Consider the following 20,097-nt stretch of genomic DNA (forward strand, 5'->3'; position numbering starts at 1 on the left):
CTTACGATCACAAGACGGTAACGAACCGATCAAGCCTGGGCAACTCCGGCGCGCCAGGTGCTAGGGCAATACACCCGAGATGTGACTCAGTTCATATGCCCGCAGAGCATTGCTGGTGGTGCCGTGGGCCACTTCCTCGGGTCGACGATCGACCAGTTCAGCCAGCGCCCGAACGGTATAGGGCAGGCAATACGGTTCGTTCGCCGCGCCGCGGTAGGGATGCGGGGTCAGAAACGGTGCGTCAGTTTCCACCAGGATCTGCTCCAGCGGTATCTGCCGAACGGCTTCACGGAGCTCGCGCGCATTGCGAAAGGTCACAGTTCCAGAAAGACTCAGCAACCATCCGGCGGCCACACACTCGCGCGCCATCGCGCTGCCGGACGAGAAGCAGTGAAATATCACGGTGTCGGGTGCTCCCTCGGCCCGCAGCACGTCGAGCACTTCCTGGTCGGCCTGCCGATTGTGGATCATCAGCGGTTTGCCGGTGCGCTTGGCCAGATCGATATGCCACGCAAAAGCCTCGCGCTGCACGCAGGGCTGCGCACACCCGTCGAGGCGGCCCGGCCAATACAGATCCATGCCCGTCTCGCCGACGGCAACAACGCGCGGATGGGCCACGAGCTCGGTGATTTCGGCACGTGCGGCATCGGTGAGCGCGTCGGCGCGGGTGGGGTGCAGTGCCACCGCGGCGTAGACCCGCGGATCCCACTCGGCCGCCCGCACCACCCAGCGTGCCGAGTCCAGGTCGTCGGCGATGGTGACCACCGCGCGCACCCCGACGGCTGCCGCCCGGTCGACGACCTCAGCCACGCCCCGGGCGTCGCGGGCGCCGCACGCATCGAGGTGGGTATGGGCATCGATCAGCGGGGCCAACGGTTCCGGGGCGGGCGGTGCTGGTGGTTTGGCAGACCGGTTGGAGCTCACGCGCACACAATAGGTCCACCCAATAGGGTGGAATCCCGATGAAGCCATTGCAGCCCTATTACGTCACCACCGCGATCGCATATCCCAACGCTGCGCCGCACGTGGGTCACGCGTACGAATACATCGCCACCGACGCGATCGCCCGGTTCAAGCGGCTCGACGGCTTCGACGTGCGCTTTCTGACGGGTACCGACGAGCACGGCCTTAAGGTTGCGCAGGCCGCCACGGCCGCGGGCCTGCCGACCGCGCAGCTGGCCCGGCGCAATTCCGATGTCTTTCAGCGCATGCAGGAGGCACTGAACATCTCCTTCGACCGGTTCATCCGCACCACCGATCCCGACCACTATGCGGCATCCCAGCAGATCTGGCGCCGCATGGAAGCAGCCGGCGACATTTACCTGGACAACTACTCCGGCTGGTATTCGGTGCGCGACGAGCGGTTTTTCGTCGAGTCGGAGACCCAACTCGTCGATGGCACCCGGATCGCCATCGAGACCGGCACCCCCGTGACCTGGACCGAGGAGCAGACCTACTTCTTCCGGCTGTCGGCCTATGCCGACAAACTGCTGGCCCACTACCACGCTCACCCCGACTTCATCGCACCCGAGGTACGGCGTAACGAGGTGATCAGTTTCGTGTCCGGCGGCCTCAAAGACCTGTCGGTGTCGCGGACGTCGTTCAACTGGGGCGTGCCCGTGCCCGAGCATCCCGACCACGTCATGTACGTCTGGGTCGATGCTTTGACCAACTACCTGACTGGCGCCGGCTACCCCGATACCGGCTCGGAGTCGTTCTGCCGCTACTGGCCCGCCGACCTGCACATGATCGGCAAGGACATCATCAGGTTCCACGCCGTCTACTGGCCGGCCTTCCTGATGTCGGCGGGCATCGAGTTGCCGAAACGGGTGTTCGCCCATGGATTTCTGCACAACCGCGGCGAGAAGATGAGCAAATCGCTGGGCAACACCATTGATCCGCTGACGCTCATCGACGCGTTCGGGGTAGATCAGGTCCGCTATTTCCTGTTGCGGGAGGTGCCGTTCGGCCAGGACGGCAGCTACAGCCAAGAGGCCATCATCACCCGGATCAACACCGACCTGGCCAACGAGCTGGGCAACCTGGCCCAGCGCTCGTTGTCGATGGTCGCCAAGAACCTGGGCGGGGTGGTGCCCGAACCCGGCGAGTTCTGTGATGCCGACACCGAGTTGTTGACGACGGCCGACGGGTTGTTGGAGCGGGTGCGCGCCCATTTCGAGCGCCAGGCAATGCACCTGGCGCTGGAGGCGATCTGGTTGATGCTCGGCGACGCCAACAAGTACTTTTCGACGCAGCAGCCGTGGGTGCTGCGCAAGAGCGAGTCGCCGGCCGACCAGGCCAGATTCCGCACCACGCTCTACACCACGTGCGAGGTGGTGCGCATCGCGGCGTTGCTGGTTCAGCCGGTCATGCCGGAGTCGGCTGCCACGATGCTGGACCTGCTGGGCCAACCCGAAGACCGGCGGGCGTTCGGCGCCGTCGGCACCCGGCTCGCGCCGGGGACCCAGCTGCCGCCTCCCACGGGGGTATTCCCGCGGTACCAGCCGCCTTCCGAAGTCGAGTGACGGGAATGACCCGGGCGCCCTGCCCAGAACCCGTCGGCAGCAGCGCGCCACGTCGATGCCAGATCCTAATTACAATGTGGGACAAGCGAATTCATTGGCATCTAACGTCGCGCCCGACTCGGCGCCGGCGCCGGCGACCCGCAACCAAACCGGGCTTCGCAACAAAAGCAGCGGCCACCGTTACCAACCTCGCAACGAACTCTGACTTACCGGAACCGCCCGGCCGACACTGCGCAATAGGCAATAATCAGTGGCTGTGGAGCGTCGACGAAACCGGCAAGCAAGCCAATCGCCGATGGTCGCACTGAATCAGTTGCCGGCGCTGGTCGTTCTCGAACGGATTCCGGTCCCCGTGCTCGCCACCGGAGCTGACGGCAGCATCCTGTTCACCAACTCCGCATTCGCCCAAATGGTGGGCCGCGAACCGGATGAGGTTTTGGCGCTGCGGTTCCACGAGATCTTCCACCAATGCCCGGATTCGGAATCCTCGGCGCTCTCCTTTGTCCATGCCCTGGCCAACATGGTCGTCGAGTTGGCCCACAAGGACGGATCGGTGGTGCGCGCGCTGATGAGCAGGTCGGCCGTGCGGCGCGTGGACGACAATTTTGCGCTCGCGGTGTTTCAGGATCTGACTGAACAGCTATGGGAAGGGGAGCGCTGACTGGGTCGCTGGTGCTGCCGATACAGCCGGTGATGGAGCGCTGCTTGCCCGTCGAACGCCCGTCAAGGCGGATCAGTGTCGACTGCGCATCGCCTCGCGAGCGAGGAATTCCCGGAAGTACGGCAGCGAGGTTTCAACCGTCATACCAGGTAGCAGGAGTCCCCAGAGTTGACCCAATCCCTCGACGGAGCTCTCGACCCGGGACCCGTCGGCGCCGGGTCCGGATAACGCATTGGATTGCAGGCGCATCCCGAACGTCGCGCCCACAATCGACTCGCTGACCAGTTCGACGTCGACGTCGTCCCGGAGATCACCTTCGTCAATTGCACGCCGGGCCTGCTCGGCCATCTCCGCGACCCACGCGCTGAAGAAACGTGCAGCCGCGGCGTTGAATCCGGCGAGGACGGCGGTTAATTGCTCGGCCGCGCGGGCCACTTTGTCGACGCTCAGCAGGTGCGCGACGGCGAAGGTGCCATGAATCATGTTCTCCAGTGCGGGTGACGCCGACCCGCAAACGTTGCGAAATGCGCCGAGAAGCGCTTCGGACCCTTCCGCGATAATCGCCGAGGCCAGCGCTTCCTTGGAATCAAAGTGGTGATACAGGGCACCTTTGGTCATGCCCGTCCGATCGATGATCGTGGCCCACCCAGCGGCCGCGTATCCAACCTCGCCGAAGACGTCGACGGCGGCATCGAGGATCTTTCGCCGGGTTATCTCGGATCGAACCTGGCGTGCCATCGCACTCGTACCTCCGCCAGTGCGGCGGATCGGATCGGACTCCGGGCCTCCGCATCTCGTACTTTCCTAGTCAGCGGGCGGGCCTTGACAGCCGCCATGGCTCTGAAGTTTGTCAATCGGGCGCCACCAGCGCCGTTGCCGAGCGGATGGCCAGCACGGTTCGCCGCGCGATGAATTGCGTGAAGTAGTCCACTCTGTCCGGCTGCGCGATTCCGCTCAGCACCAGCAACCAGCTCTTTTCCAGATCGCGAAGAAATCGCTCCGGCGCATCCAGGTCGCTGGCTTGCCGCAAACCCATGTAGATCGACGCGATCAGGCGGCCAACGTCTTGCGGGTCGCATCCTTCGGCCACGTCACCTTCGACGATCGCCCGCCGCGCCACACTCGCCAGCGCTTCGATCCAGCCGTCCAACAATTTCGTCTGCAGGCCTTCCGTTCGGCCGACCGAGCCGAGCAGATTTGAGGCTGCCCTCGCCATATCCTGACTGATGTCGCGGACCGCGAGCAGGTAGACGAAGTCGACCAGCGTTTCCAGACCGGAAAGCTGCCTGGCCAGCAATTCCTCGACGGCCACCCGACTCGCGGCGGTGTGGTGCGCGATGATGGCCACGGCCAGCGCGTATTTGGAACGGAAATGGAAATACATCGCGCCCTTGGTGAGCTGGGCGGCGGCGAGGATGTCGTCAAGTCCGACATCGTGGTAGGCGCGCCGGGCGAATTGATGCGCGGCAGCATTCAGAATCTGCTGGCGCGTGGTGTCTGCCCGGCCACTCGTCGAGTCGGTCATGGTCTGCGCCGAGGCATTCATAGCGGCTTCATGCCGGCCAGAGCCTACGAGCGCGGGGGGCGTCTGAGTCCAGGCTTCCTCGGGTGGTTCCGAAACCGAAACCACCGGCCGGGACGATCGCCTTCACCTTTGCGATGCCTCCTCGAACGGCGAGGCCGGATTGGTCATCGCGTGATGGCTCACCGGCTGTGCCTCAGGTTGCAATTGCCGCCGAATTCGAGGGTATCAGCCCGGTTTCTCGGTGCGACGTTTCACACAGAGCAGCGCTATCCGCGAAACGAAAAACTCCCAGTACGTTTATTGGATACTTTCATCCGAACAGTATGCTCGCCCGGGGGCCGCTGCAGGTAGCCGTTGACTTGCCCCGTCCGGGACTTGCCGTCACATCCGTGTCACCTCCACACCGCAGAGCGCGCGCCCGAGTGCCGTCAGGCACCGTTCGGTGCGGTCTGCATGTCGCGTGGAATGTCGAGCGTCGCGACGGGATAAAAGCCGGAATCGTCGCGACCGTCGCGGGCCAATTGCATCGGAGGGTAATTGACCACATGCGAACCATTCGGCTTGTGCTGTTGCCAATCAACCGACGCGCGCAACGTGTAGTGACCGGCCGGCAAACCCGCCAGCTCGATGCGAACCGTCTCGGCGACCGACGCCGGTATGGGCTGCTGGGCGGTGCGGTCCCCGGGCGCCTCAGGGACCAGTGCCTTCAGATTCACGCTTGCGGGCAACGTCCGAACCGTCTGCCCGGTGAAGTCCACCAATCGATATCCCGCGACCCAATTCTCGGTCGCGGCCGCTGCGCCGTAATTGGTCCAGACAACCGAGATCGTCGCGACTTTGCCGTCCTTGCTCAGCCCCTGCGACCCGGGCTTGGCCTCCACCGAGTACCGGTAGCCCGCCGTCGCGTTGGCCTGCGCCCACAGCAGGTACAGCTTGGGGTCCATCGGCGAGGTCGCGTTGTCGTCGGGGAAGTTGATGCTCGAGGTCATCGAGACGTGGTATTTCATGACATCGCGCAGGCCCTTGTCGTAGTAGGCCTGGCGCGTCGTTCCGCTGGGCAGTTGGCACCATTCAGTGATCACCAGGGCCGTCGACAGCCGCTGGCGCAGCGCGGCGACAACCGGATCATTGACCTGGACGTAGTGGGCGGCGCTGCCCTCGGCCCAGGCCGGCATGGGCGCGTAGATGCCCAGGCAGTCCGAGCGGATTCCCACCGGCGCGGCGAGCTTTTTGGTGACGTCGTCGGCGAGCAATTCCCGGATGATCTCCGGGTTGGCGGCGCTGGTCACCAGCTGGGTGCGGGGGAAGGCACCGACGTTGGCCTCCACCAGCCGTTGAATGGACGCCTTGGTGATGTTCTGATCGCGGAACTGGCTGTAATAACCCAGCGTCGCAACGCTGTCCTCGGGCGCCGGTCCGGCAGCGTGAAGCGAGTCACGCAAGTAGGCGATGTGGTTTTCGCTGAAATCCCCGTATCCGGAAAACTCGAAAACGCTGAGTCGTTCGTCGCCGTCGTAGCGCCGGCCCAGTGCCGCCAGTAGCTGTGTGAAGTCGTTGAGATAGGTCGGATCATTGAAGTTGGGGACAACCTGCAGTACCCCGGCCCCGGTGCCGTTGGCCGGCCCGGGAAAGCTCGTGCTGGTACCCGGTCGGGCGCGCTCCCAAACGGGAATCCCGATGTTGGTGTTATTGGGATACGTCGCGTTGCAGCAGGAGTTGTAGGCATACACCCGCAGCGTCAGCCGCATGCGCCGCTCGGCCAGCCGGCTCAGCGCGTCGTCGATCACGCTGAAGTCGTACTTGCGCTCGTCCGGAGCGTCCGGCGGCAGCGTGGCCGGGTCGGTGGGCTGCAGCTGACGCCATGAGACCCGCAGGCTGGCATCGTAGGACGCCGGCCACGCAGGATACCGCTGCTGAGCCGGATCACGTTGCGGGAAAAGCGGTTCCAACAGGTCTTCGTATTGGCCCCGCAACGGGTTGGGTATCTCCTGGACCGTCGACGGTATGGCCGGGCTGACCATCGCGGTCAACGGACCGTTGTTGGGCTGGCGGCTGCTGCATCCGGCGAGCGCCCCGGCCGGCAGCAAGACTATGCACGCGGCAATGATCGATGAGTTTTTAATTGCTCGAACCATTTTCACACTTGAGCTAGATTGCGCCGAGCGTCAGTGCCTCGCGGTCGGCGAGGAACGGCATCGGCATCCAGCGAGCGGACAGCAACGCCTCCATGGCGTTGCCCGGGACAGGGCGCGACAACAGGAAACCCTGTGCGCGGTGACAACCATGCTGCATCAAGGTCAGCGCGGCAGTCGGTGTCTCGACTCCCTCGGCGACCACCTGCAGTCCGAACGCCTCGGCGAGCCCGATGATGGCCCTAACGATCGCCAGGTCGCCGGCGTTAGTACCCAGGTCGCGGACAAAGCCGGTGTCGATCTTGAGCACGTCGACGGGAAGCGACTTCAGATGCGACAACACCGCGTAACCGGTGCCGAAGTCGTCGATGGCAATCTGCACACCGACTTCCTTGAGCTCTGACAACGTCTTTCGCGTCGCCTCGATGTCGTGGACGACCGCGCGTTCGGTGATTTCCAGGCACACCGATCCGCCGTCTATGCCGAACTCCTCGATGGTGTCGGCCACGCTGCGGACGAAGCCACGGGTCATCAATTGCACCGGAGAGACATTGATGCGCAAGACGGCGCTCTGCCCGACACCGTTCTTGCGCCACCGGCTGAATTCGGCACAGGCACTGCGCATCACACACCGGCCGAGTTCGCCGGCGAGGTTGGTCGACTCGGCTACCCCGATGAACGAATCCGGCAGCAGCAAGCCCCAAATCGGGTGGCGCCAGCGGACCAGCGCCTCGGCCGCCACGACCGCGCCGGTCCACAGGTCGACCTCGGGCAGATAGTGCAGCAGCAGCGCATCGCTGTCGATATCGCCCTGCAGGTGCAACTCGATGTCGTTGCGAAAGGCGCTCTTGAGCGACATGTCGTCGGTGGACAGTGCCACCTGGTTGCCGCCGGCGCGTTTGGCGGTCAGCACCGCCTCGTCGGCGCGGCGGAGCAGGTCGGTGCTGCTGTCCCGGGCCGGCATGCCCACGGCCAGGCCGATGCTGACCGTTCGCGTGATCTGATGGCCACCGATTGCCAGGCGCTCACGCAGCATCGCCGAGAGCCGGCGGGCAAACGATTCCGCGGCCCCTTTGGACATCGGCTGGTCGGGAGTGACGACGAACTCGTCGCCGCCCAGCCGGGCGATCATGCTCTGGCTTCCGACGCACCCGCGCAGGCGCTGCGCAAAGACCCGGATGAACCAGTCACCCGCGTTGTGGCCCAGGTAGTCGTTGATCGACTTCAGCCGGTCAAGGTCGAGGTACCGCACGGCGACCGGTCCGGGCTTTCCCGCCTCGAGCCGTTCGGAAAGATGCGCCAGCAGCGCGCGGCGGTTGTGCAGGCCGGTCAGATCGTCGTGCTCGGCCAGGTAGCGCAGTTTCTCCTCGGCGGCGATCCGCGCCTGCAGCTGTGCGAACAAGGCCGCGACAGCCTCGAGTGTGTTGATCTCTTCATGCTTCCACTTCCTGGTGCCGAACTTGACGAAGCCGAGCACGCCGGTGGTCGTCTCCCCCGAGACCAACGGGGCCGCGGCCACCGACGGCGACGCCTCGCTGGCGGAGCTGCCCATCCAGCGCCGGAAGAACCGGTTGTCGCGGTGCGGCCGGATGACCACCGGCTTTCTGCCGTGTTCACACTCGGTGAGCACCGGGTCGGCGCTGGTGAAGTGGACGACCGCCAGCGGGTCCGGGTCCGCAACGTCAGGCCGTGGCGGCCATTCCGCGACCAGGATGGAGGCGCGGATCTCGTGGTCGTGGTGGCGCAAGAAGCTGGCGTCCACATCGAACTGCTCGACAAGTTGCGCAAGCACCTTCTGGCTCACCTGCGTTGCGCTGGACGCCGTCGCCTCCATCAGCTGGGTCGCTATGGAGGTAACGACAAGGTCCAGGCTGCGCGGCAACGTGTCCTCCGATGCGTGCACGTGTCCAATGTGGGCGACTGCCCCAGTCGACGGACCGTGGAGAGATCGCTCCCTCGGATGCCCGTCGCTGCGCATCGAGGGGCCCTGGTCCACCGGATGCCATACCGAGGTTGTCTACCGGGTTGTCTACCGGGTTGTCTACCGGGTTCACCTGGGGATTCAGGTTGATTTTCGTTGCGCCAGCGTATCATGGTGCCCCATTCAGCCAGCCCGAATTCAGCGCACGCATCGATCCAATGCGCAAGCGCTGACCTCGATTCCGGCGCGTCGGCACGCGATCGGGCGAAACATCACGACCCGCTGCCCAATGTTGCAAGAGTCCGGAAAAGTGAACCGGCTCACAATCTCCTTCGCAGCTGTCACAGCCGACCTGTCTGCGGTGTCTCCAGGGCAGAAGTCATCGAATCAAGAACAGGAGACCCCCAATGTTTGAGCCGACCCCCTTGCCCGACGCGCGAGCTCACGTCGTCGTCGTCGGCGGTGGCTACGCCGGCACGGTGGCAGCCAACCACCTGCGCATCAACGCCGATCTCGACATCACCGTGGTGAACTCGCGGCCGGTGTTCGTCGAACGGATCCGGTTGCACCAGTTGGCCGCGGGCAGCGGCACCGCCACCGTCGAGTACGGCACGCTGCTCGGCGAGGGCATCGAGTTGGTCGTGGACACCGTCGACCGCATCGACTCGGTCGCGCGCAGGTTGCTGCTGGCTTCGGGTAACCACCTGGACTACGACTACCTCATTTACGCCGTGGGCAGCACCGGAGCCGTGCCGGCAGTGCCGGGGGCAGCCGAATTCGGCTACTTGCTCGCCGATCTTGACGGCGCGACGCGGCTGCGCTACACGCTCATCGATATGCCCGCCGAGGCCCCCGTCGTCGTGGTCGGCGGCGGCCTGACCGGCATCGAAGCCGCCGGCGAGCTCGCCGAGCAGGGTCGCCCGGTGACACTGGTCTGCGGCGGCCCGTTGGGGCCCTCACTGAGCAAGCGGGGCCGGCGTTCGGTGGCCAAGCAGCTGCGCAAGCTGGGCGTCGAGGTGCTCGAGGCTGTCGCGGTCAGCGAGGTGCGCTGGGATGCTGTCGTGCTCAGTGACCACACCGTGCTGCCCAGCGCGGCCACGGTGTGGACGGCGGGATTCGAGGTCCCCGATCTGGCCGCCCGCAGCGGGCTTCGGACCGACGCTCTGGGCCGGCTGCTCACCGACGAAACACTGACCAGCGCCGACGACGCACGGATCGTCGCCGCGGGTGACTGCGCCGCACCGTCGGACCGGCCGCTGCGCATGAGTTGCCAGGCCGCCGGACCGCTGGGTGCCCAGGCCGCCAACACCGTGCTCAGCAGGATCGCGGGCGAAGCTCCGGCGGTGCTCAGCCAGGCGTTCGTCGGGCAGTGCATCAGCCTGGGCCGCTCACACGGCACGGTGCAGTTGTCACGCTCCGACGACACTGCGGTCAACGTGGTCGTGGGGGGCCGCACCGGCGCCGCCATCAAAGAAGCGATCTGCAAGGGCACGCTGTGGTCCATCCGGCGTGAAGCCGCCAAACCCGGCACCTATTTCTGGTTCAAGAGTGGTAAGCGGTCCGCACAGCTGCCGATCGAGCAGCAGGCTCGTCCCGATCAGGTCCCGCTGGGGTCCCAATGAGGTCGCAATGATGCAGTCACCCGGGGAGCACGCCCAACGGTTCAGTCTGCTGCGCCCGATGTTGTTCACCATCGCTTACGAAATCCTCGGCTCGGCAACTGAATCCGAGGACGTGCTGCAGGACAGCTACCTGCGGTGGGCCGGCGTCGACCTGCAGACGGTGCGTGACACCAAGTCGTACCTGGCTCAGCTGGTCACTCGGCAGGCGCTCAACGCCTTGCGGGCCGGCGCCCGGCGGCGCGAGGAGTACGTCGGGCCGTGGCTGCCCGAGCCACTGCTGCTCGACGAACAGGACCCGGCCGCCGACGTGGTGCTGGCCGAATCGGTGTCGATGGCGATGCTGGTCTTGCTCGAAACGCTGAGCCCCGACGAACGAGCGGTGTTCGTGTTGCGCGAAGTCTTCGGATTCGACTACGCCGAAATTGCCGAAGCGGTGGGCAAGTCCGGGCCAGCGGTGCGCCAGATCGCCCACCGCGCCCGCGAACACGTCCAAGCGCGCCGCAAGCGATACGACGGCCGGTCGGTGGATCCCGAGCGCCATGCCCAGATCACCGCGCAGTTCCTGCAGACGGCCGCCAGCGGCAACGTAGCGGCGCTGATGGCGATGCTCGCCCCGGACGCCTGCTGGGTGGCAGACAGCGGCGGCAAGGTGTCCGCGGCGCGCAGGCCGGTGGTCGGCGCCGAGCGGGTGGCCCGGGCCATCACCGGACTGATGCGCAGGGCGGGAGCGCTGTTGCGGGTCGAGATTGCAACCTGCAACAGCGCCCCGGCGGTGTTGTTCTACTTGGGCGAGCACCTGGAGGGCGTGATCACGCTGGAGATCGTCGACGAGAAGATCGCCAACTTCTACGTGATGCGCAATCCCGAGAAGCTGACGGCATTGGCCAGCCGTCGCGAGATCAGCCGCAGCTAACCAGAACTCCTGCCGTGCGAAATTCCGGCACCACTCTGTCAAGCTAGGGCGGTGCGAATCGATCGTCTCGGCGACCTCGGCGGTGCACCACAGGTGCTGCGCGCCGTCGCCCGGGCGACCCTTCGACTGGGTGTGGCGCCGCCGGCCGCGCTGACCGGCGAGTGGTTCGGCGCGCTGGCGGTGATCGCGCCGAGCGTGCCGGTCCATCCGGTGAACTCCGCCGCCGCGTTCACGGTCCGCGAGCCGCCCGCTGATCGGGCCGCTTCCTTGCCTGGTGCGGTGGGCGGCGGCTGGGTCGGCTACCTGTCGTATCCCGATCCCGGCGCGGACGGACGGGCGAACCGGATACCCGAAGCCGCCGGCGGATGGACCGATTGCGTGCTGCGCCGCGACCGCGACGGCCACTGGTGGTACGAGAGCCTGTCGGGTGCGCCGATGGCGGACTGGCTGGTCAGTGCCCTGGCAACAGCCCCGGCACCCGCCGGCCGGCCGGCGCCGGGAGTCTGCCGGATCGACTGGGCAGCGGCCGACCGGGAAGCTCACCGCGCCGGGGTGCTGGCTTGCCTGGACGCGATCGCTGCCGGGGAGGTCTACCAGGCCTGCGTGTGTACGCAGTTCACCGGTACCGTCAGCGGCTCCGCGCTGGACTTCTTCATCGACTTCATCGACGCTGCCCGCACCTCCCCGTCCCGGGCAGCCTATGTCGGCGGCCCGTGGGGCGCGGTGGCGTCGCTGTCCCCGGAGCTGTTTCTGCGCCGCCGCGGCACCGCTGTGACCTCCAGCCCGATCAAAGGCACCCTGCCGCTGGACGCCTGGCCGTCGGCCCTACGGGCGTCACCCAAGGAAGTGGCCGAGAACATCATGATCGTTGATTTGGTCCGCAACGATCTTGGCCGAGTGGCAGTTACCGGGACGGTGACCGTGCCCGAGTTACTGGTGGTGCGGCGCGCGCCGGGCGTGTGGCACCTGGTATCAACTGTGGCGGCCCAGGTTCCGGCCGACTTGCCGATGTCGACACTGCTGGACGCCACGTTCCCGCCGGCATCGGTTACTGGAACACCCAAATTGCGAGCCCGCCAACTGATTTCGCAATGGGAACAGCATCGTCGCGGAATATATTGCGGCACAGTTGGTTTCGCATCTCCAGTCGCCGGCTGTGAGCTCAACGTCGCGATCCGCACCGTGGAATTCGACTCTGCGGGCAACGCGGTGCTGGGCGTGGGCGGCGGTATCACCGCAGACTCCGACCCCGACGCCGAGTGGGCGGAATGCCTGCATAAGGCCGCACCCATCGTCGGCATGACGGTCCCGGCGAGCGCCACGCGAGTCGGCTAGCCAGCAAACTGCGGCTGTGCGAGTCGGGGGAATTTCCCGTAACGCCCACATGGCACGTCCGGTGGGCCTAAGCTCCTAACCGGCGGCCCGCGTGCATCGCGTGGTCGAATGGGAGAGGGGTCCTCATGAGAGTCGGTGTCGTCGGCGTTGCGGCCGCGGCCATGGTGGGGGGGACGCTGGCGGTTGCGCCCCTGACAATGACCGGGCCGATGCGCACGCCGAACCAAGGGACGTGCACCGCCGGCCAGCAATGCGACCGTCTGGCGTCCGTCCTGATGCCCGGGGCCACCGCGCAGCCGGGCAAAGTCGCGCAGGCGGCACCGGCGCCGGCGCAATTACCGACCGATGCGCTGACCCCCGTGTTGGCGCCCCAAGCCGCGCCGGAGGCGGCCCGCGCAGTGCCCGGCGTGGCCTCGCCACTGGGTCCCGGACTGCCCGGCGGCGACCTCGGTCCGGCCGCCCTGCCAGCCGCCCCGCCCCTGCCGAACGCGGCCCTTCCCCCGGGTGCCGGCCTGCCTGACATCGGCACGCCCTACATCGGCACGCCCTACATCGGTATCCCCGGCCTCGGTCTGCCCGGCGTACCGGACCTCGCGAACGGACCGGCAGCGGTCGGTACGGCCACCTCGGTCGTGAACGGCGTCCTGGGGATTGGCGGCACCATCGCCGGCGTCACCACGTCCAGCGCGCTGGCGGTCACCTATGTGGTCCTTGCCTACAACGCCTTGCAGTCTTCGGGCATCCTGCCGCAACTCAACTCCACCGCCAACACAATCGGCTCCATGCTGTTTCCCTCGGGACTGCCCTCGGTCGGTTTGCCGACGTTGAATGTGCCGGGTCTGCCGGCACTGACGGGGGTGTCGCCGGCGGGGCTGATCGCACTTGCGGGAGTGGGCGGTCTGCCGAACCTAAGCTTGCCGAGCCTGCCGGGAGTGTCGCCGACGAATCTGCTGGGGCTGGCGGCCGCCGGCCTGCCCGGTCTGCCCGGAGTGTCGCCCACCGACGTGGTGGCACTGGCAGCCGGTGGTCTGCCCCAGCTGGCGAGCGCTCTGCCGGGGCTGCCGGCCGGTGTGAACCCCGCGATGCTGGCTGCGGCACTGCCGGCGCTGGCGGGCAGCCTTCCGGGCGGCCTTCCGGCGGTGGATCCGGCGATGCTGGCTGCCGCACTGCCGGCGCTGACCGCGGGTGGGCTGCCGGCGTTGCCCGGTGGGCTGCCGGGGCTGCCGGGCGGTCTGCCCGCGCTGCCCCCGCCGCCTCAGCTGCCGGGCGGGCTGCCGGCGCTGCCCCCGCCGCCTCAGCTGCCAACCATCCAGGGCCCACCGATTCCCCCGCACCCGCAGCTGTGCACGCCGACAATCGGTCCCATCGGGAGCAGCTGCACACCCTGACCTGGCCGGGACTACCGGTTGTTGGGTTTCTCTAGCTTCGCGGGCGCCGCATCCGTTTCGCGCCGTGCCAGCAAGACGGCGTCATAGAGCTGACGTGACCGCACGCCCTGATGCGCCGCGGCCACCTCGCTGCACGCGTCCTTGACGCGGATACCGGCCGCAACCAGGCTCTCGACCTCCTCGACGAGCGACTGCGGGTCCACGAAAGGGGCCGCGCCGGCAAGTACCACGGTGATCTCGCCGAGCACGCCGCCGGCCGCCCAGGACACCAACTCGTCGAGCGATCCACGCACCACTTCCTCGTGCACCTTGGTCAGTTCCCGGCAGACTGCGGCCGAACGTGCGCCGCCGAGCTGTTCGACGGCATCGCGCAGGCATGCGGCCAGGCGCCGCGGGGATTCGAAAAACACGCAGGTGCGCGGCTCGTCGGCCAGAGAAGCAAGCCACGCCCGGCGCGCCGAGCCCTTGCGTGGGGCGAAGCCCTCGAAGCAGAACTTGTCCGACGGCAGGCCGGACACCACCAGCGCGGTTGTCACCGCCGACGGTCCGGGCAAACACGTCACCGCAATCCCGATGTCGATGCACGCCGCGACCAGTCGATATCCAGGATCGTTGATCACGGGCATTCCCGCGTCGCTGACCACCAGCACCGTGGCGCCGGCTTGCATCGCTTCGACCAGCGCCGTCACCCGCAACGCCTCGACCCGGTCGAACAGGCTTACCACCCGCCCGCTGATCGTGACGTCAAGCGCCTTGGCCAATGTTTTGACCCGACGGGTATCCTCGGCTGCCACCACATCGGCACTGGCCAATGCGTCGATCAGGCGTGGCGACGCGTCCGCGGGCCGGCCCAACGGGGTGGCGCCGAGCAACAGGCGGCCGGAACTCATGACGGACAGCCTACGATCGACCTGATGACCGCCCCGCCCCAACAGACTTCCGGCCTGGCCGAGGAGCGTGCGGTACCCGTCATCAGTCCCGGCCCGCTGATGCCGATCGCCGACTTCGGCCCGGCAGACCGGATGCGCGGCTGGATTGTCACCGCCGTGATCACGCTGCTCGCCGCGGGGACCCGGTTCTTCAACCTCGGCTCGCCGACCGATGCCGGCACGCCGATTTTCGACGAGAAGCACTACGCCCCCCAGGCATGGCAGGTGCTACACAACCACGGCGTCGAAGACAATCCCGGGTTCGGCCTGGTCGTTCATCCCCCGGTCGGCAAGCAGATGATCGCGATCGGTGAGGCGCTGTTCGGTTACACCGGGTTGGGGTGGCGGTTCAGCGGCGCGGTGCTGGGCGTCATTCTGGTGGCGCTGGTGACGCGGACCGTCCGGCGGATCACCCGGTCGACCCTGGTCGGGGGTATCGCCGGAGTGCTGCTCATTTGTGACGGAGTCAGCTTTGTCGCAGCCCGGACCGCGCTGCTGGACGGCTTCCTGACGTTCTTCGTGGTCGCGGCCTTCGGCGCCTTGATTGTCGACCGCGATCAGGTTCGCCAGCGCATGCACGTCGCACTGACCGAGAACCGGGTCGCCGAGACGGTGTGGGGACCACGGCTGGGAGTGCGCTGGTGGCGCTTCGGCGCCGGGGTGCTGCTCGGATTGGCGTTCGCAACCAAGTGGTCGGGTCTCTACTTCATGGCCTTCTTCGGCGCCATGTCCTTGGCGTTCGACGTGGCGGCGCGCCGGCAGTACCAGGTGCCGCGACCGTGGCTGGGGACGCTGCGGCGCGATCTGTTGCCCACCGGATACGCGCTGGCTGTGATCCCGTTCGCGGTCTACCTGGCCAGCTATGCCGGTTGGTTCGCCTCCGAGACCGCGATCGACCGCCACCAGGTGGGCCAGACGATCGGACCGCACAGTGTGATCCCGCTGCCCGACGCGATTCGCTCACTGTGGTACTACACCGCCAAGGCTTTCCATTTCCATGCGACGCTGACGAATTCGGCTGGCAACCACCACCCGTGGGAGTCCAAGCCATGGAGCTGGCCGATGTCGTTGCGGCCGGTGTTGTATGCCATCGACCAACAAAACGTGCCGGGCTGCGGCGAGCAGTCGTGCATCAGGGCCGAGATGCTCATCGGCACTCCGGCCATGTGGTGGCTAGCGGTGCCGGTCCTGCTGTATGCCGCCTGGCGCATGTTCGTCCGGCGGGACTGGCGCTATGCGGTGGTGCTGGTCGGCTACTGCGCCGGCTGGCTGCCGTGGTTTGCCGATATCGATCGGCAGATGTACTTCTTCTACGCCGCGACCATGGGCCCGTTTCTGGTGATGGCCATCGCGATGATTCTCGGGGACGTCCTCTACCAATCCGGTCAGGGCGCGGAGCGGCGCACCTTGGGGCTGATCGTGGTGAGCTGTTATGTCGCTTTGGTGGTGACCAACTTCGCCTGGCTGTTCCCGATACTGACCGGGCTGCCCATCTCACAGCAGACCTGGAACATGGAGATCTGGCTGCCCAGCTGGCGGTGACGTCTTCGCGGCGATGCGCGCGAATTTGCCAGCCACCGGTTGCGGTGGTGTGCGCCCGGTCATTGCGACGTTGAAACTTCGGCCCCCGGCAGCAAAACGCTATCAATAGCATGAGCCGACGCGGCTATTACCTAGTAGAGCTGTTCAGGGCAATAATATTTCGCGGCTATCACGGCGAATCGGGATGCAGCGTCCAAATCAATTGGTGGATTTTGGATTTTCACCTGCTGGACGGCTTGCAGCCCTGATTGGCCGTGATGCAAGTTCCGGCACATCGCATGGGCGGACTCGATGGCGTGCTCGGGAGTTGAATAGGTGATGCCGACGTCCTGCAGGGCCGCGAGGAAACCCACGTCGCCAGAGCCGAGGTCAACGTCCGCGTCGGCCACTGCGGGCGCGGCGAGACCGATCGTCGTGACAATGCTCAGCACTAGCCCCATCAGCAGTCTCACGGCTCCCCCCTTGTTCCCACGCTCGGCGGTTGGACCCAACTGCGTTTACCTGATGGCGTGGATCGCGATGCAATCCCGGCCGCGAGCCGCCGATATGGAATTGCCGCGCTGATCGCGGGCACTCTGTGGCGATTGCCCAGTCCTTTGCGACAGAAAGGACTCACTGTCGTCCCGAATGCGGTGGTCAATATCGTCAACTTCCCCTCAAGCCATTTGCCTCACAAAGCCTTCTTCCCGACAGGCAGCATGCCAATAGAGAACACCGGGGGTCCAATATGTAATGCCTAACCATTGATAAGCGGCAGCAATGATCACTCGCGCAATCGTGTGCTCATCGAAAAAGCCGTCTCCGCGGCCCCGCGGTTCGCGCTGAGCCCCGTTTGCTCGACGGCGGGCGCCAGAGAACCGGCCGGCCCCTGCCCGCCCAGATCGGTCTGGGCTGAACAGCAACAACGATTTGCGCTCAGCGTCGGCGACGGGCCGGAATCTCGGCGGTCCTACCGATAATGCGCTTCAACGGAATCGGCCCCGAAGCCCTGGCGCCCGCCACACCCCGATCCGCCAAGATTGCCGGCCTGCCGGTGCGCGTCTTTGCGACGCATACGCTATAGCGGGTCGCGCGCGGCCGGGCAGGACATGCAGCGCGGCCCGCCACGGCCGGTGCCCAGCTCCGAGCCGGCGATGGTCAGCACTTCGATGCCCGCCGCCTCCAGCCGGGCGTTGGTTTGCGCGTTGCGCTCGTAGGCGACCACGACCCCGGGCGACAGGGCCAAGGTGTTGTTACCGTCGTCCCATTGCTCGCGTTCGGCAACGACGGGGTCCAGGCCGGTGTCGATGACCCGCAGCTTGTCGATGCCCATCGCGTTGGCGGCGGCCTGCACAAACGGGGCCGCATCGCTGATCGTCACGCCATTGGGACAGCGCCGGATCGTGAACGCCGACAAGGTGTCGACGACGGCGGCGTACATCACGACGGTGTCGACGTCGACCATGGTGCATACGGTGTCCAGATGCATTTGCGCTCGCTTCTGGGCGATCGGCACCGCGAGCACGGTGTGGGCGAGATCGTCATCAAAAAGGCTGCGCGCCAAGGCTTCCGCGCCGGCCGGGGTGGTGCGCTCGCCGACTCCGACGGCAACCACTCCGGGGGCCAGCAACAGCACGTCGCCACCTTCGACGGGAGCGGTGCGTGATTCGTAGGCCCGCCGCACCCCGGTGAAGCGTGGGTGATGGGCATAGATGATGTCGGTCAACGACGCCTCCCGAACCCGCGCCCGCAGCGCCAGCGACGGGATGACCACCCGTGGGCCGATCCAGATCGACGAGTCCCGGGTGAACACCAGGTTCGGCAGTGGCTCGATGACGAAATCGCCATCCTGATGCATGCGGACCACCAGCGACACGTCGATCGCGATATCCGACGGCAACTCGCTGAACGTCATGCCGGCCGTCAGCACATGCGCCAGCCGAACCGGGTCGAGACTACGCAAGTAAGCCGAAAGCTGTTGCGCCAATGGCAATCCTAGTCGGCGCGCGTCAACAGCGGCGGCGACGCCCTGCATCCGGGCGGCCCCGCTGGCCAGCGCCTCGGTCAGCAGCTGTGACAGCAGCAATACCGTAATCCCCCGCGAGCGCAACAGTTCGGCGAACTCGTCGTGTTCCTCTTGCGCGCGCGACACCCAGGGCAGTCCGTCGAACAGTAGCTGGTCGCTGTTGCGCGGGGTGAGCCGGCGCAATTCGGCGCCCGGGCGATGCAGGATGGCGACCCGTAACGTGCCTACCTCGGAATTGGATCCCAACTCGACGCCCACAGCATCAAACCGTAGCCGTGGCCGGCAGGCGGGCGCCGCATACCCATTCCTCGAACTGGTGTGCGATAAACTTGCGGTCGTGGCGTTAGCGGTTCAGGGCTCGCTTTTCGAGCACAACGAGCGAAGACAACTCGGCAACGGCGCCTTCATCGACATCCGGGCGGGCTGGCTGCACGGTGGCGATGACCTGCTGGCGGCGCTGCTGGCCGATGTGCCGTGGCGCTCCGAACGGCGCCAGATGTATGACCGGGTGGTCGACGTGCCGCGCCTGGTGAGTTTCCACGACCTGACCGTCGAGGACCCGCCGCATCCACAACTGACGCGAATTCGCAGGCGGCTCAACGACATCTACGGAGGTGAGCTGGGTGAGCCGTTCACCACCGCAGGCCTGTGCTACTACCGCGACGGCTCCGACAGCGTGGCCTGGCATGGCGACACGATCGGCCGCAGCAGCACCGAGGACACCATGGTGGCGATCGTCAGCCTCGGCGCCACCCGGGCGTTTGCATTACGCCCGCGCGGCGGCGGAACCTCGTTGCGCTTTCCGCTGGCACATGGGGATCTGCTGGTGATGGGCGGATCGTGTCAGCGCACCTGGGAGCATTCCGTACCCAAGACGTCGGCGCCCACCGGCCCGCGGGTCAGCATCCAGTTCCGGCCCCGCGACGTCCGCTAGAGAGATCAGTCAGCCACGGATTGCGGCCACCGCTTTGACCAGCAGGTCGCGGGCACGCTGAACATCGACCGCGGCGACCGGCTGATTCGGGATCACCAACGGGTTGGCGATCACGTTGACCTGGTAGTAACCGAATTGCGCTGAGTAGTCGTAAAGTTCGCCGGTGCGGGCGGACCCGTCGACCAGCGCCTGCAGCACACGGTGTACGCCGAGCGTCTGGGCACCATCGATGTGCGGCGCGGCAACCACCTCGATGCCGCCGCGCACCTGTGCCCCGGAGAAGGCGATCCTGCCGCATTCTTTGCCCGGGTCGTTGAACGGCAGCTGTTGTGAGGTCTCCACCGCGATCACCACGAACCGGTTGCCGTTGCCCTCGGCCGAGACGGCGGCCATATTGCCCTGCACACCGGGCGGCATCTGCGGGCCCACGGCTGCTTTGGCACAGTTCGCCGGATCGAAACTCAGGCCGTCGGGCAGCTTGCGCGCGGCAAAAAACTGCGGGTCGATAGCCCTAAGCGGGACGTCGTTGACCGTGAACCCGGGTCCGAAGCTCGACTTCACATCGATGACCTTGGCAATGTCGGCCTTCGATGACTCGGAGGCACCCGGCGAACAACCGACGAGCAAGCACACCGCTGCCAGCGCCAGTACCACCTTCGACATCG

At 66.3% G+C, this 20,097-nt stretch carries 17 protein-coding genes; 8 read left to right on the forward strand and 9 right to left on the reverse strand.

Going from position 1 to position 20,097, the window contains the following annotated elements; translation table 11 throughout:
• Positions 1-60: 60 nt before the first annotated feature.
• Positions 61-930 (reverse strand): TatD family hydrolase, encoded by an 870-nt coding sequence (locus tag EET13_RS22405; protein WP_122444324.1) that lies wholly within the window; start codon positions 928-930, stop codon positions 61-63.
• A gap of 41 nt (positions 931-971) precedes the next feature.
• On the opposite strand from EET13_RS22405, the gene metG reads away from it, so the two are divergent.
• Together metG and EET13_RS22415 are read left to right on the forward strand one after the other, a co-directional pair.
• On the forward strand, positions 972-2,525 hold the full coding sequence (gene metG, locus EET13_RS22410; RefSeq protein ID WP_122444359.1) for a methionine--tRNA ligase: 1,554 nt from the start codon (positions 972-974) through the stop codon (positions 2,523-2,525).
• Between the two features lie 295 nt (positions 2,526-2,820).
• Complete coding sequence (locus tag EET13_RS22415; protein ID WP_168991319.1) at positions 2,821-3,186, forward strand: PAS domain S-box protein; 366 nt, start codon at positions 2,821-2,823, stop codon at positions 3,184-3,186.
• Positions 3,187-3,258: 72 nt separating this feature from the next.
• Here EET13_RS22415 and EET13_RS22420 read toward each other — a convergent pair whose 3' ends face one another.
• The 4 genes from EET13_RS22420 to EET13_RS22435 form a co-directional block, all read right to left on the reverse strand.
• Positions 3,259-3,924 carry a TetR/AcrR family transcriptional regulator gene (locus EET13_RS22420; RefSeq protein WP_122444326.1) on the reverse strand — a complete coding sequence of 222 codons (666 nt, stop codon included), beginning with the start codon at positions 3,922-3,924 and terminating at the stop codon, positions 3,259-3,261.
• A 112-nt stretch (positions 3,925-4,036) separates the two neighbouring features.
• The gene (locus tag EET13_RS22425; protein WP_122444360.1) at positions 4,037-4,711 is read right to left on the reverse strand and encodes a TetR/AcrR family transcriptional regulator; all 675 of its coding nucleotides are present in this window, start codon (positions 4,709-4,711) and stop codon (positions 4,037-4,039) included.
• 428 nt (positions 4,712-5,139) lie between these two features.
• Entirely contained in the window at positions 5,140-6,846 is a 1,707-nt protein-coding gene (locus EET13_RS22430) for a hypothetical protein (protein ID WP_122444327.1), read from the reverse strand.
• Between the two features lie 13 nt (positions 6,847-6,859).
• Positions 6,860-8,725 (reverse strand): putative bifunctional diguanylate cyclase/phosphodiesterase, encoded by a 1,866-nt coding sequence (locus EET13_RS22435; protein WP_122444361.1) that lies wholly within the window; start codon positions 8,723-8,725, stop codon positions 6,860-6,862.
• Between the two features lie 446 nt (positions 8,726-9,171).
• Between EET13_RS22435 and EET13_RS22440 the strand changes: the two genes are divergently transcribed.
• The 4 genes from EET13_RS22440 (at position 9,172) to EET13_RS22455 (ending at position 14,022) form a co-directional block, all read left to right on the forward strand.
• On the forward strand, positions 9,172-10,386 hold the full coding sequence (locus EET13_RS22440; protein WP_122444328.1) for an NAD(P)/FAD-dependent oxidoreductase: 1,215 nt from the start codon (positions 9,172-9,174) through the stop codon (positions 10,384-10,386).
• 7 nt (positions 10,387-10,393) lie between these two features.
• On the forward strand, positions 10,394-11,299 hold the full coding sequence (locus EET13_RS22445) for an RNA polymerase sigma-70 factor (RefSeq protein ID WP_122444329.1): 906 nt from the start codon (positions 10,394-10,396) through the stop codon (positions 11,297-11,299).
• Between the two features lie 51 nt (positions 11,300-11,350).
• A complete protein-coding gene (locus EET13_RS22450) occupies positions 11,351-12,634 on the forward strand; it encodes an aminodeoxychorismate synthase component I (RefSeq protein WP_211186501.1) in 1,284 nt (427 codons plus the stop codon).
• Positions 12,635-12,759: 125 nt separating this feature from the next.
• Positions 12,760-14,022, forward strand: a complete 1,263-nt coding sequence (locus EET13_RS22455; protein WP_122444331.1) for a hypothetical protein — start codon at positions 12,760-12,762, stop codon at positions 14,020-14,022.
• A gap of 11 nt (positions 14,023-14,033) precedes the next feature.
• On the opposite strand, the gene rsmI is transcribed toward EET13_RS22455, so the two are convergent.
• Positions 14,034-14,912, reverse strand: a complete 879-nt coding sequence (gene rsmI / locus EET13_RS22460; protein ID WP_122444332.1) for a 16S rRNA (cytidine(1402)-2'-O)-methyltransferase — start codon at positions 14,910-14,912, stop codon at positions 14,034-14,036.
• Positions 14,913-14,936: 24 nt separating this feature from the next.
• Between rsmI and EET13_RS22465 the strand changes: the two genes are divergently transcribed.
• The gene (locus EET13_RS22465) at positions 14,937-16,493 is read left to right on the forward strand and encodes a dolichyl-phosphate-mannose--protein mannosyltransferase (protein WP_122444333.1); all 1,557 of its coding nucleotides are present in this window, start codon (positions 14,937-14,939) and stop codon (positions 16,491-16,493) included.
• A 131-nt stretch (positions 16,494-16,624) separates the two neighbouring features.
• On the opposite strand, the gene EET13_RS22470 is transcribed toward EET13_RS22465, so the two are convergent.
• Both EET13_RS22470 and arcA read right to left on the reverse strand, forming a co-directional pair.
• Positions 16,625-16,945, reverse strand: a complete 321-nt coding sequence (locus EET13_RS22470) for a DUF732 domain-containing protein (protein WP_211186502.1) — start codon at positions 16,943-16,945, stop codon at positions 16,625-16,627.
• 605 nt (positions 16,946-17,550) lie between these two features.
• Positions 17,551-18,756, reverse strand: coding sequence for an arginine deiminase (gene arcA / locus EET13_RS22475; RefSeq protein ID WP_122444334.1), 1,206 nt, complete (start codon positions 18,754-18,756; stop codon positions 17,551-17,553).
• A 79-nt stretch (positions 18,757-18,835) separates the two neighbouring features.
• On the opposite strand from arcA, the gene EET13_RS22480 reads away from it, so the two are divergent.
• Positions 18,836-19,432: an alpha-ketoglutarate-dependent dioxygenase AlkB gene (locus EET13_RS22480; protein WP_211186503.1), complete on the forward strand. Its 597-nt coding sequence runs from the start codon at positions 18,836-18,838 to the stop codon at positions 19,430-19,432.
• A 9-nt stretch (positions 19,433-19,441) separates the two neighbouring features.
• Here EET13_RS22480 and EET13_RS22485 read toward each other — a convergent pair whose 3' ends face one another.
• Entirely contained in the window at positions 19,442-20,095 is a 654-nt protein-coding gene (locus EET13_RS22485) for a DUF5642 family protein (RefSeq protein WP_122444363.1), read from the reverse strand.
• Between the last annotated feature and the right edge of the window lie 2 nt (positions 20,096-20,097).

The organism is Mycobacterium attenuatum, from assembly GCF_900566085.1.
Taxonomy (GTDB): Bacteria; Actinomycetota; Actinomycetes; order Mycobacteriales; family Mycobacteriaceae; genus Mycobacterium; species Mycobacterium attenuatum.

Bases quoted from the DNA above. Each gene is read 5' to 3' on its own strand.
- EET13_RS22415 (WP_168991319.1), top strand. From the start codon at position 2,821: ATGGTCGCACTGAATCAGTTGCCGGCGCTGGTCGTTCTCGAACGGATT.
- EET13_RS22420 (WP_122444326.1), bottom strand. From the start codon at position 3,924: ATGGCACGCCAGGTTCGATCCGAGATAACCCGGCGAAAGATCCTCGAT.
- EET13_RS22425 (WP_122444360.1), bottom strand. From the start codon at position 4,711: ATGACCGACTCGACGAGTGGCCGGGCAGACACCACGCGCCAGCAGATT.
- EET13_RS22430 (WP_122444327.1), bottom strand. From the start codon at position 6,846: ATGGTTCGAGCAATTAAAAACTCATCGATCATTGCCGCGTGCATAGTC.
- EET13_RS22440 (WP_122444328.1), top strand. From the start codon at position 9,172: ATGTTTGAGCCGACCCCCTTGCCCGACGCGCGAGCTCACGTCGTCGTC.
- EET13_RS22445 (WP_122444329.1), top strand. From the start codon at position 10,394: ATGATGCAGTCACCCGGGGAGCACGCCCAACGGTTCAGTCTGCTGCGC.
- EET13_RS22455 (WP_122444331.1), top strand. From the start codon at position 12,760: ATGAGAGTCGGTGTCGTCGGCGTTGCGGCCGCGGCCATGGTGGGGGGG.
- rsmI (WP_122444332.1), bottom strand. From the start codon at position 14,912: ATGAGTTCCGGCCGCCTGTTGCTCGGCGCCACCCCGTTGGGCCGGCCC.
- EET13_RS22465 (WP_122444333.1), top strand. From the start codon at position 14,937: ATGACCGCCCCGCCCCAACAGACTTCCGGCCTGGCCGAGGAGCGTGCG.
- EET13_RS22485 (WP_122444363.1), bottom strand. From the start codon at position 20,095: ATGTCGAAGGTGGTACTGGCGCTGGCAGCGGTGTGCTTGCTCGTCGGT.